Genomic DNA, 11,683 nt, shown 5'->3' on the forward strand with positions numbered 1-11,683 from the left:
GGGCCGGTCAGGCCGCCGTGGTTCGCCGTCGGCTCGCGTACCAGACGATGCCCGCGGTGGCCGCCGCGGCGCCCACCGCGGCGACGGCGACGAGAGCCGGGCGCGGTGGTACGGAAAAGCGCCGGATCCGCTGCTTGAGCCGTACCGGGCGATGGAAATCGAGGATCGGCCACTCGCGCGCGAGAGCCTCTCGGCGCAGAGCCCGGTCCGGGTTCACCGCGTGGGGATGGCCGACGGACTTCAGCATCGGCAGGTCGGTCGCCGAGTCGCTGTAGGCATAGCAGCGGGTCAGGTCGTACCCCTCGGACTCGGCCAGCTCCCGGATCGCCTCCGCCTTGGTCGGGCCGTACGCGTAGTACTCCACCTCTCCCGTGAAGCAGCCGTCGTCGCCCACGATCATGCGCGTCGCCACCACACGATCCGCGCCCAGCAGTTCACCGATCGGCTCGACGACCTCGGCGCCCGACGTGGAGACGATCACGACGTCGCGGCCGGCGGTGTGGTGCTCCTCGATCAGTGAGGCGGCCTCGTCGTAGATGATCGGGTCGATCAGGTCGTGCAGGGTCTCGGCGACGAGTTCCTTGACCAGCTGGACGTTCCAGCCGCGGCAGAGCGCGGAGAGGTACTCGCGCATCCGCTCCATCTGGTCGTGGTCGGCCCCGCCCGCCAGGAAGACGAACTGGGCATACGCGGTACGCAAGACAGCCCTGCGGTTGATCAACCCGCCTTGGTAGAACGACTTACTGAAGGTGAGCGTGCTCGACTTCGCAATGACCGTCTTGTCCAGGTCGAAGAAGGCCGCCGCGCGGGGCATGGAGTGGGGCAAGGAGTGGTTTTCCACGAGCCTGAGCATAGGCGCAGCCCATTCGGCGTAAGGTGGGGCGCGTGGGTTTGCTTGAGATGGCTCTCGGGTACACCATGGAAGTCACGGATCGTTCGCGACCGTGCTAACCCGGTCCGACTCCTCCCCCCCGAGTCGGCCGTGGAGACGACCCCCGCTCTCCCCCCCGGCGGGGGTCGTCGCATGTCCGGGTGGGTTTTTCCTCTCTTCATCCTGCTCCAGGCCGCTCATCGCGGTGGCACCGAGGAGCGAATTGTCATGCGCATGACTATCTACGCAGAGTAGTCGGGTTGCTGCGTTGCGAGAGTCCTGCGCGAGGTGAAGCGGGGTGTGGTGGGGCTCACTGGTTCGGGTGAAGGCGATATTCACAGCCATCGAGGCGTCCACAGTTTTTGACCAAGATCCACACGATTTCCCGGATCGCCGCACCGTGATTCCCATGCGTCCTGGCCGCGCCGAGTTCTACGGCCGGTTCTGTTTGCAGGACGTGTATGGCGGGCTCGACCGAAGTTCAAGCCGACGTACATGTCGGGGTCACCTCGGGCGTTCACGCCGGCCGCTCGTGTGGGGACCGGTTGCCGGTTCATCACACGGTGAGGTGCCGCAGGGCCACAGGGCTGTGCGAGATCACGGATGTCGGGCGCGACCGCGGGAGTCGCAGCGAAGGGGGACACAGACCATGACCGGAACCATCACCCACGACCCACCGCACGCCGCCGGAGGGCGGCAGGGCGGGCCATTGATCGTCACCGAGGACACCGAGCTCCTCGACGACCTGCTGCGCCTGTGCGCGGCCGCCGGCGCCACGCCGGAGGTACACCACTCGGTGCCCGCTGCACCCGCCTCCTCCGGACAGCGGGGCAGTTGGGAGGCCGCGCCGCTCGTCCTCGTCGGCGACGACGCCGCGCGGCGTGTGCGCGGTGCCGCGCGGAGACGAGGAGTGGTCCTCGTGGGCCGTGACCAGGACGACTCGGGAGTCTGGCAGCGGGCCGTCGAGATCGGCGCCGACCACGTCCTGATGCTGCCCGACGGCGAGCAGTGGCTGGTCGACCGCATCGCCGACGTCGCCGAGGGCGTTGGACGGCCCGCTCTCACCGTCGGCGTGATCGGCGGCCGGGGCGGTGCCGGAGCGTCCACCCTGGCCTGCGCACTGGCTGTCACCTCCGCCCGGGAGGGGCTGCGCAGCCTCCTCGTGGACGCCGATCCGCTGGGTGGCGGTCTCGACGTCCTCCTCGGCGGCGAGACGGCAGAGGGGCTGAGGTGGCCCGCGTTCGCGGCCTCGCGCGGGAGGGTCGGCAGCGGCGCCCTGGAGGAGTCGCTGCCCGAGCTGCACTCGCTGCGGGTGCTCAGCTGGGACCGGGGCGACCGTGTCACGGTGCCGCCCCAGGCCGTACGGGCGGTGCTCGCGGCGGCGCGGCGCAGGGGCGGCACGGTCGTCGTCGACCTGCCGCGCCGGGTCGACGACGGCGTCGCCGAGGTGCTCGCCCAGCTCGACGTCGGGCTCCTCGTCGTACCGGCCGAACTGCGGGCCGTCGCGGCGGCCGACCGGGTGGCCACGGCCGTCGGCATGGTTCTGCGCGACCTCCGCGTCGCGGTGCGGGGGCCGTACGCCTCCGGCCTCGACGACCGGGAGGTCGCCCGGCTGCTCGGACTGCCTCTGGCCGGTGAGGTGCCCGTCGAATCCGGGCTCCTGCGCGCCACCGAGAGCAGGCGCCCTCCGGGCGCGTCCGCACGCGGGCCGCTGGCGCGCTTCTGCCGGGAGTTCTGGGAGCGCGCGCTGGTGGAGACGGGCGGGGCGGCATGAGGGCGTCGGTGCGCTCACAGAGGGTCGGTGGCGGCACGCGCGCCGGTGGCGTGCCGGCCGAGGGAGCAGGAGGCAGGTGGCCGGGACCGGCTGTCGGCGAGTCCGCGGTCGAGCCGGCCCCTCGGGCGTCCGGAGGGACGGACTCCGAAGTGGCACCGGGCCCCGCCGACGAGCAGGCGCCGGGCGGAGCCTCCGAAATGCCCTCGGGACGGACCCCGAGTGGAGGGCCGGGCCGCCGGGCTACCGGTAGGAACGCAGGGCCGACCGGCCGGGCGGTCCCGGGCTGGGCCTCCAGGAGGTCCTCGGGGGCGACTTCCCCGGGTCTCTGGGGAGCGCCTTCCCCGGATGCCTCGGGAGCGATTTCCCGGGATGTCCCGGGAGGGACCTCCCCGGATAGCTCGGAAGCGGACTTCGGGTGGTCCTCGGGGCCGGTGTCAGGAACGCTCTCGAGATCGGTTTCCGGCAGGATCTCCGCATCGACGAGTGCGGCCCAGGGGCGGTTCACGGGGCCGACGTCCGATTGGCCTCGGGCAGAGGCCTCACGGAGAGGTCTGGGCGCCGCCCCCGGGATGCTCGACGGCGTCCGGCGCCGGCTTGCGGAGAGCGGGGCCGAGCCGACGCCCGCCCGAGTGGCGCAGGCACTGCGGGAGCAGGGCCGGGTGCTCGGGGACGCCGAAATCCTCGGTGCCGCTGAGCAGCTGAGGTCGGAGCTGGTCGGAAGCGGACCGCTGGAACCGCTGCTCGCAGATCCGTCGGTGACCGACGTGCTGGTGTCCGCCCCGGACCGGGTCTGGGTGGACCGGGGTGGCGGACTGGAGCTGACGACGGTTTCCTTTCCGGACGCCGGTGCCGTACGGCGGCTTGCGCAGCGCCTTGCCACAGTCGCCGGACGCCGGCTCGACGACGCCCGGCCCTGGGTGGACGCCAGGCTGCCCGACGGCACCCGGCTGCACGCCGTACTGCCCCCGGTCGCCGTCGGCTGCACCTGTCTGTCGCTACGGGTGGTCCGGCCGCGCGCGTTCACGCTCGACGAACTGGCGGCGGCGGGCACCGTGCCGCCCGGCGGTGACCGCGTCCTGCGCGCGCTGTTGGGAGCACGGCTGTCCTTCCTCGTCAGCGGCGGCACTGGCAGCGGTAAGACGACGCTGCTGAGTGCGTTGCTCGGCCTCGTCGGACCGGACGAGCGCATCGTGCTCGCCGAGGACTCGGCGGAACTGCGACCGGACCATCCGCACGTCGTCCGCCTGGAGACCCGACCCGCCAACCAAGAGGCAGCAGGCCTGGTCACCTTGGAGGACCTGGTGCGACAAGCGCTGCGCATGCGACCGGACATGCTCGTTGTCGGCGAGGTACGCGGCGCCGAAGTGATCCACCTGCTGGCGGCGTTGAACACCGGTCACAGCGGCTGCGGGACGGTGCACGCCAATGCCGCCGCCGACGTACCGGCCCGACTGGAGGCGCTTGGCACTGCCGCAGGCCTCGACCGGGCGGCCCTGCACAGCCAGCTCGCGGCGGCCCTTTCAGTGGTCCTGCACCTGGTACGGGACAGAACCGGACGGCGCCGGATCGCCGAGGTGCACGTACTGGAGCGCGACCCGTCGGGGCTGGTGCGGACGGTGCCGGCACTGCGGTGGGGCGGGGAGGCCTTCGTGGCCGAGCGCGGCTGGGAGCGGCTGCGGGAGCTGCTGCGCGGCGACGGGACCGAAACGCGGACCGGTGGACTGGAGGCACACAGGTGATGGGGACGGGTGGACTGTCGACGAGCATGGCCCTGGCGTGTCTGTCGGCGGCGGCGTGGCTGGCCGGGAGTGGCTGGCACTCCGGGGCGCGGCGGGCGCGACTGGTGCTCGCCGGTGGCGGGGCGGCCGGGTTCGGGCCGCCAACGCGGCGCCGGCTGGCGGACGGACTGAGGCGCGTCCGTGGTCGGCTGAGGCCCGAGTGGTGGTCGTTGGCGGCCGGACTGGTGCTGGCGGTGCTGGGCGGTTCGGTGCTGCCGGTCGTGGCGGGGGCGGCCGGGGTGCCCGTGCTGCGGCGGACGCGGTTGGCAGGCAGTGCGCGGCGGGACCGGGAGCGCGGGCAGGACGCGGTGATCGCGCTCTGCGGAGCGCTCGCCGGGGAGGTGCGGGCGGGGCGGCAGCCGGGTGAGGCGCTGCTGTATGCCGCCCACGACTCCGGAGCACTCGGTGACGGGCAGGCGGCGGTGCTGGCAGCGGCCCGGTTCGGCGGTGACGTGCCGGGCGCGCTGGCGGTGGCGGCACGGCAGCCGGGTGCCGAGGGGCTGAGAGGGCTGGCGGCGTGTTGGCGGGTCGCCGTCGACCAGGGTGCTGGACTCGCGGCCGGGCTCGATCGGCTCGAGGGCGCGCTACGCGCCGAACGGGACCAGCGCTCCGACCTGCGCGCCCAGTTGGCGGGCTCTCGCGCCACGGCGGTGATGCTCGCCGGTCTCCCGGCCCTGGGCCTCCTGCTCGGTGTCGCCCTCGGATCCGACCCGTTGCACGTGCTGCTGCACACCGGAGCTGGGCTGGGCTGTCTGCTGGCCGGCGGGGTGCTGGAGGGCCTGGGGCTGTGGTGGGTGTCGCGGATCGTACGAGGAGCGGAGGCGGTGTCGTGAACGGGGATGTCGTCCACAGGCTGGGAGCAACGGTGTGGGCGGCGCTGTGGGCAGTGGTGGCGACGGTGTTGGTTGCCGGATGGCTGGCGCGCGGGTTCGGAGCCGCGCGGCGGGAGCGGGCGGTACGCAGGCGGCTCACCGGGTTGCTGACCCCTGAACCGGCTCGGGCCGTTTCCCGGCGCGCCGAGGTGCTGGGCGCCGTCCGCAGTTGGCTGCCGCTGGTGGGCACGGTGGTTGCCGGGTGGTTCCTGGTCGAAGGTGTGGTCGGCGTCGTGGTGGGGCTGGTGGGCGCGGCAGGGGTGTGGCGTCGGCGCTCACGACGATCGGCCGTCGGTACGGACGCGGCGGAGGCCGTTGCCGCACAAGCCGCTCGCCAACTGCCGTTGGCGGCCGACCTGCTCGCGGCCTGCGTCGCGGCGGGCGCCGGGCCGGTGGACGCGGCCCAAGCGGTGGGTGATGCCCTCGGCGGGCCCGTCGGGAACGCGTTGGTGCGCGGCGCGGCGGAGGTCCGGCTCGGTGGCGAACCTGGCGGATCCTGGCGCTCGTTGGCCGCTCTCCCGGGCGCCGGCCCGCTGGCACGGCTGCTGGAGCGGGCCGACGTGTCCGGCCTGCCCGCGGCCGGCCCGGTCGCCCGGCTCGCGGCTCAAGCCCGTGCCGACTGGGCCCGGAACACGACGGCACGGGCCCGCCGGGCGGCGGTCATGGTCACCGCGCCGGTGGGGCTGTGCTTTCTGCCCGCGTTCATCGCGGTGGGCGTGTTGCCGGTGGTGATCGGTCTCGCGGGCGGGGTGCTGGGAGACGGAGGAGGAGGTGGCTGACGGACCGGAACGGGCGGGCGCCGAGCCCACGGGTGAGTGACCGACGAGTGACAGACGGACGAACAAGTGAGCAACGGGAACAGACCATACGGAGGTTGTGATGTGCCAGAAGTATGGAAAATGCGGACAGTGCGGACGGTGCGGGAAGTGCGAGATGTGTCAGGCAGTACGGGCGCGACTGAGCGCCTGGGTGGGCGGAGCAGCACGCAAGGCACGGCAGGACGCGGGAATGGTCACGTCCGAGTACGCGATGGGGATCGTCGCGGCGGTGGCGTTCGCCGTGGTGCTCTACAAGGTGGTGACGAGCGGCGGGGTCAGCGCGGAGCTGCAGGGCATCGTGAAGCAGGCGCTCGATGCGCGGATGTGAGCGGGCAGCCGGGAGGAGGTCCCACGGAGAATCCGGCCGTCACCATGGCGGTGGCTCTGACAGTCACTCGGGCGATCGCTTCGGCGGTGGCTCCGACAACGGGTTCGTGACGGCGGAGACTGCCGTGGTGCTGCCGGTGTTGGTGGTGTTCGCCATGGCACTGGTGTGCGGGCTGCTCGTGGTCGCCGCTCAGATCCAGTGCGTGGACGCGGCCCGGGCGGGCGCACGCGCGGCGGCCCGGCAGGATCCGGCCGACGCGGTCGTCGAGGTCGCCAGAGAGGCGGCACCGAGCGGGGCGCGGGTCACGGTCAGCCGGGAGGAGGGCCGTGTCCGGGTGACCGTGGTGGCCGAGGCACCGGCGTTGCACGGGTTGCCCTTCGAAGTACGGGAGGAGGCCGTGGCTTCCGTGGAGCAGACGGTGGGGGTGGGGCCATGAGGGACAGTGCCCGGCCGGCGCCGGTGACCGATCGGAGCACCCGATACGGATTCGGATCCGTATGCCGATCCCGATCCCGATCCCGATCCCGATCCCGATCCCGATTCCGATTCCGATTCCGATCCGAGGCCGGGGCCGGGGCCGGGGCCGATCAAGGATCTGCCACGGTGTGGAGCGTCGGTGCCATCAGTGTTCTGTGCGTGGTGTTCGGCATCGTGCTGGCCCTCGGCCAAGCCGTCGTGGCCCGGCATCGTGCGGCCGGTGGTGCCGACCTGGCGGCGCTCGCGGCGGCGGACCACTGGGCACGGGGCGGCACGGCGGCATGTGCCCGGGCGGACCGGGTCGCGCGGGCCCAGGGGACACAGCTGGTGCGGTGCGTGCTCACCGGTCAGATCTCGGACGTGACGGCGGCCTCGGGCCGTGGGCCGTTCACGGCGGAGGTCCGGGCGAGAGCGGGCCCAGCCACGGGCGTACCACCGAACCGGGTCATGCGGACCCGGGCTACGGACGTACCACCGAACGGTGCACCGGTGGCCGAGACGGCGCCGGTGGGGTTCACGGAATGGGTTTCGACTGCCCCGCCTCCGTGCCGGCAGCGGGTCACCTTCCCGGCCCCCTCTCCACCTCCGGCACTCTCTCCACCTTCGGTTGCGGTTGCGGTCGCGGTTACGGCTCCGCCCCTGCCTCCGCACCCCGGTCCGTCCTCGCCTCCGCCGCTCCGCGCAGCAGCACCGTGAGCAGCCGTAGGGCGCCCCGCTTGTGGAGTGGTTCGTTGCCGTTGCCGCACTTGGGGGACTGGATGCAGGACGGGCAGCCGGCGTCGCACTCGCAGGAGGCGATGGCCTCCCGGGTGGCCGTGAGCCAGTCGACGGCTGTGTGGAAGGCGCGCTCGGCGAAGCCCGCGCCGCCCGGATGGCCGTCGTACACGAAGACCGTCGGCAGCAGCGTGTCCGGGTGCAGGGGGACCGACACGCCGCCGATGTCCCGGCGGTCGCACGTCGCGAACAGGGGCAGCATGCCGATCGAGGCGTGCTCGGCGGCGTGCAGGGCCCCGCCGAGGATCTCCGGGTTGATCCGGGCCGCGTCCATCTGGTCCTCGGTGACCGTCCACCACACCGCGCGCGTGCGCAGCGTCCGGGGAGGGAGGGCGAGTTTCGTCTCGCCCAGGACCTCACCGGTGATGAGGCGCCGGCGCAGGAAGGAGACCACTTGGTTGGTGACCTCGACGGAGCCGTAGCACAGGCGTCCGTCACCCCAGGAGACCTCGGTGTCCGTCTCCAGGACCGAGATCGCCGTCGTGTCGCGGGCGACCGTGGAGTATGACGGAGTGGCCTGCTCGACCAGCGCGACGGAGTCCTCCAGGTCCAGGGAGCGGACGAGATAGGTGCGGCCCTGGTGCAGGTGCACGGCGCCCTCGTGAACCGCCGTGTGGGAGGCGGCGGCGTCGACCGTGCCCAGCAGCCGGCCCGTACCGGCCTCGACGACCTGGACCGGCCGTCCGCCCTCCCCGCGGATGTCGGTCAGGTCGGCGGCCCGTTCTCGGCGCGTCCAGTGCCAGGCCCTGGTCCGGCGGCGCAGCAGCCTGGCCTCCTCGAGCTGGGGGAGCAGTTCCTCGCAGGCCGGGCCGAAGAGGGGCAGGTCCTCCTCGGTCAGGGGGAGCTCGGCCGCCGCCGCGCACAGGTGGGGAGCGAGAACGTAGGGGTTGTCGGGGTCGAGGACCGTGGATTCCACCGGCCGGTCGAACAGGGCCTCGGGGTGGTGGACGAGGAAGGTGTCCAGCGGATCGTCGCGGGCGACCAGCACCGCGAGGGCTCCCTGCCCGGCGCGCCCCGCCCGGCCCGCCTGCTGCCACAGCGAGGCCCGGGTTCCCGGGTAGCCGGCGATCACCACGGCGTCCAGACCGGAGATGTCGAGGCCGAGTTCGAGGGCGTTCGTCGCCGCGAGGCCGAGGAGTTCACCCGAGTGCAGGGCGCGTTCCAGGGCGCGGCGCTCCTCGGGGAGGTAGCCGCCGCGGTACGCCGCCACGCGCCGGGCCAGCGCGCGGTCGACCTCGGCCAGGCGTTCCTTGGCGATCACCGAGATCAGCTCGGCGCCGCGCCGGGAGCGGACGAAGGTGATCGAACGCATGCCCTGCACAGTGAGGTCGGTGAGCAGGTCGGCGGCCTCGGCGGTGGCCGTGCGGCGGACCGGCGCGCCCTTCTCGCCCGCCATCTCGGTCAGCGGCGGTTCCCACAGGGCGAACACCAGTTCACCGCGTGGTGAGGCGTCGTCCGCGACCTCGACCACCGGCAGGCCGGTGAGCCGGCGGGCAGCGACCGCGGGCTCGGCGGAGGTGGCGGAGGCGAGCAGGAACACGGGCGACGCGCCGTAGCGCGCACACAGTCGGCGCAATCTTCGGAGCACCTGGGCGACATGGGAGCCGAAGACGCCGCGGTAGGTGTGGCACTCGTCGACGACGACGTACTTCAGCGATTTCAGGAAGGAGGACCAGCGGGGGTGGGACGGCAGGATGCCGCGGTGCAGCATGTCCGGGTTGGTCAGCACGTAGGTGCCGTACTGACGGATCCACTCGCGTTCTTCGAACGGAGTGTCGCCGTCGTACACCGCGGTCCGCACTGATGTGCCCAGAGGTTGTGAAAGTTCCTTCACGGACCGGCACTGGTCGGCGGCGAGGGCCTTGGTCGGGGCCAGGTAGAGGGTGGTGGCGCCACGTCCGTTGGGGGCCTCGGAGCCGTCCAGCAGCGTCGACAGCACCGGCACCAGGTAGGCCAGGGACTTGCCGGACGCGGTGCCGGTGGCGACGACGACCGAGTCGCCGTCCAGGGCGTGCTCGGCCACCCGTGCCTGGTGGGCCCAGGGGTGTTCGATGCCCGCGGCCCGCACCGCCGCGACGACCTCCGGCCGAATCCGTACCGGCCAGACGGCATGACGGCCCGCACGCGGGGGCAAGTGCTCCGTATGAGTGATGCGCGTAGCCCGGTTCGGCCCCCCGGCGAGCCGGTCCAGGACCATGCCCGGATCCGGCCGGGAGCCGGGCTCCGCCGGGGGTCGATCGGGTCGGTGATTCTTGGCCATCGGCACCGAGTCTGTCACTGGCGTGACGGACAATGGGGCCAAGGCGTCGTGCACGCCTGCCGGTAAGTGATTGAATGCCATCGCGGCTGGCGAACCGTCCTGGGGGCTTCAAGCCGAGGTGTCCCGAAGGGCGACCCGCTCGATAGCAAGGTGCTGGAGGATCCGTGGACCTGTCCCTGTCGACCCGTACCGTCGGCGATCGTACGGTCGTCGAGGTCGGTGGCGAAATTGACGTATACACCGCGCCCAAGCTGCGAGAGCAGCTGGTCGAGCTCGTGAACGACGGGAGTTTCCACCTCGTCGTCGACATGGAGGGCGTGGACTTCCTCGACTCCACTGGGCTCGGCGTGCTGGTGGGCGGACTGAAGCGGGTGCGTGCCCATGAGGGCTCGCTGCGCCTGGTCTGCAACCAGGAGCGCATTCTCAAGATCTTCCGTATCACCGGCCTCACCAAGGTGTTCCCCATTCACACCTCGGTCGAGGAAGCGGTGGCGGCCACCGACTGACGGCCGGTCCCGGGCTCCTGGGCCCGGGACCACAGCAGAACAAGCGAGGTCCGGGCTGTCGGCGGCCCGGACCCTCGAAAGCACGCCCGTAGTTCCGAGGGGGATGCATGGCCACCGTCGAACTCCGTTTCAGCGCGCTGCCCGAGCATGTCCGCACCGCCCGTCTGGTGGCGGCGGCGGTGGCACGCAGGGCCGGAGTGGACGAGGCCGTCCTCGACGAGGTCAGGCTCGCTGTCGGCGAGGCCTGCACCCGGGCTGTGGGTCTGCATCAGCACGTCGGCATCACGGCGCCGGTCAAGGTGTCGCTGATCGAGGAGGAGAAGCAGTTCTCCATCGAGGTCGGCGACGAGGCGCCGCACGCGGTACCCGGGGCCGGAAACCCGGGCGCCGTCGACGACGTGGAGGCCGAGGAGGACGAGATGGGTCTCGCTGTCATCAGCGGACTCGTCGACGACGTGGAGGTCACGGCCGGCGAGGGCGGCGGTCTGATCCGCATGACCTGGCCGACCGCACCGACGGTGCTGCCGCCGGTCTGACACCCACCTCGGTCGCCCGAGGCCTCACGCAGACCCCAAGAAAGTCACACGCGAGTCACCCGAAGGGCCCTACCTCGTAGGGCCCTTCGTCATGTGCGGAAGGCAAGGTCCGCGCATACAGTGGTGCCGTGCGCGCGTCAGGTGAATTCATTCACGACCGGATTCGCGCGAGAACCGGCCTGCCTCTTATGGATCACGACAATGCGCACGCCCTGTGATCGCCATTAATGCCGGAAGAGCATTACTGCTTCTGTGCCCTTCGGGTTGACAGGTCAATTCTTTTTGTCGTGCACTGTTTTGATCAGGTTCCGGTACCTACAATCCCGTCCACATCTTGAGCTCAGCCCAAGCGTCAAGGAGGACGAATGGCGGAGCTTTCCACCCCTCATCAGTTGGGCGACACCTCGACCGTCGCAGCCGCCGTGCTGACCGACTCGAACCGCGTCCTGGTCGCCGTCATCGCGGTCGTCGCGCTGGCCGCGCTGGTGCTCGCGGGAGTTCTGGTGCGCCAGGTGCTCGCGGCAGGCGAGGGAACCGACAGCATGAAGAAGATCGCGGCGGCCGTCCAGGAAGGCGCCAACGCCTATCTGGCCAGACAGCTCCGCACGCTTGGCGTATTCGCCGTCGTCGTGTTCTTCCTGCTCATGCTGCTGCCCGCCGACGATTGGAATCAGCGGGCCGGACGATCG

Annotated in this window: 11 protein-coding genes and 1 pseudogene; 10 read left to right on the plus strand and 2 right to left on the minus strand. The window is 71.9% G+C overall.

Going from position 1 to position 11,683, the window contains the following annotated elements; translation table 11 throughout:
• Positions 1–7: 7 nt before the first annotated feature.
• Positions 8–853, minus strand: a complete 846-nt coding sequence (locus tag ABEA26_RS32440) for an HAD family hydrolase (protein ID WP_345597196.1) — start codon at positions 851–853, stop codon at positions 8–10.
• Positions 854–1,520: 667 nt separating this feature from the next.
• On the opposite strand from ABEA26_RS32440, the gene ssd reads away from it, so the two are divergent.
• The 7 genes and pseudogenes from ssd to ABEA26_RS32475 form a co-directional block, all read left to right on the plus strand.
• On the plus strand, positions 1,521–2,645 hold the full coding sequence (gene ssd / locus ABEA26_RS32445) for a septum site-determining protein Ssd (protein ID WP_345597198.1): 1,125 nt from the start codon (positions 1,521–1,523) through the stop codon (positions 2,643–2,645).
• Between the two features lie 569 nt (positions 2,646–3,214).
• Positions 3,215–4,384, plus strand: a complete 1,170-nt coding sequence (locus tag ABEA26_RS32450; protein ID WP_345597199.1) for a TadA family conjugal transfer-associated ATPase — start codon at positions 3,215–3,217, stop codon at positions 4,382–4,384.
• Positions 4,384–5,256: a type II secretion system F family protein gene (locus tag ABEA26_RS32455; protein WP_345597200.1), complete on the plus strand. Its 873-nt coding sequence runs from the start codon at positions 4,384–4,386 to the stop codon at positions 5,254–5,256. The genes ABEA26_RS32450 and ABEA26_RS32455 overlap by 1 nt, the downstream gene beginning before the upstream one ends.
• Positions 5,253–6,074, plus strand: coding sequence for a type II secretion system F family protein (locus ABEA26_RS32460; protein ID WP_345597202.1), 822 nt, complete (start codon positions 5,253–5,255; stop codon positions 6,072–6,074). The genes ABEA26_RS32455 and ABEA26_RS32460 overlap by 4 nt, the downstream gene beginning before the upstream one ends.
• A gap of 154 nt (positions 6,075–6,228) precedes the next feature.
• A complete protein-coding gene (locus ABEA26_RS32465; protein WP_345597203.1) occupies positions 6,229–6,441 on the plus strand; it encodes a DUF4244 domain-containing protein in 213 nt (70 codons plus the stop codon).
• A 106-nt stretch (positions 6,442–6,547) separates the two neighbouring features.
• Entirely contained in the window at positions 6,548–6,877 is a 330-nt protein-coding gene (locus ABEA26_RS32470) for a TadE family type IV pilus minor pilin (protein ID WP_345597205.1), read from the plus strand.
• A gap of 167 nt (positions 6,878–7,044) precedes the next feature.
• A pseudogene (locus ABEA26_RS32475) lies at positions 7,045–7,356 on the plus strand (Rv3654c family TadE-like protein); the annotation flags it as partial.
• A 187-nt stretch (positions 7,357–7,543) separates the two neighbouring features.
• Here the strand turns inward: ABEA26_RS32475 and ABEA26_RS32480 are convergent.
• Positions 7,544–10,033 carry a DEAD/DEAH box helicase gene (locus ABEA26_RS32480; RefSeq protein WP_345597207.1) on the minus strand — a complete coding sequence of 830 codons (2,490 nt, stop codon included), beginning with the start codon at positions 10,031–10,033 and terminating at the stop codon, positions 7,544–7,546.
• Between the two features lie 83 nt (positions 10,034–10,116).
• Here ABEA26_RS32480 and bldG point away from each other — a divergent pair, with 83 nt between their 5' ends.
• The 3 genes from bldG to ABEA26_RS32495 form a co-directional block, all read left to right on the plus strand.
• The gene (gene bldG / locus ABEA26_RS32485; protein WP_003975386.1) at positions 10,117–10,458 is read left to right on the plus strand and encodes an anti-sigma factor antagonist BldG; all 342 of its coding nucleotides are present in this window, start codon (positions 10,117–10,119) and stop codon (positions 10,456–10,458) included.
• A 107-nt stretch (positions 10,459–10,565) separates the two neighbouring features.
• Positions 10,566–10,994: an ATP-binding protein gene (locus tag ABEA26_RS32490; RefSeq protein ID WP_345597209.1), complete on the plus strand. Its 429-nt coding sequence runs from the start codon at positions 10,566–10,568 to the stop codon at positions 10,992–10,994.
• Between the two features lie 365 nt (positions 10,995–11,359).
• Positions 11,360–11,683: sodium/proton-translocating pyrophosphatase (locus tag ABEA26_RS32495; protein WP_345597211.1), on the plus strand; the 324-nt coding region annotated here is incomplete at its 3' end.

It is taken from the genome of Streptomyces marokkonensis (genome assembly GCF_039539045.1).
GTDB lineage: Bacteria > Actinomycetota > Actinomycetes > Streptomycetales > Streptomycetaceae > Streptomyces > Streptomyces marokkonensis.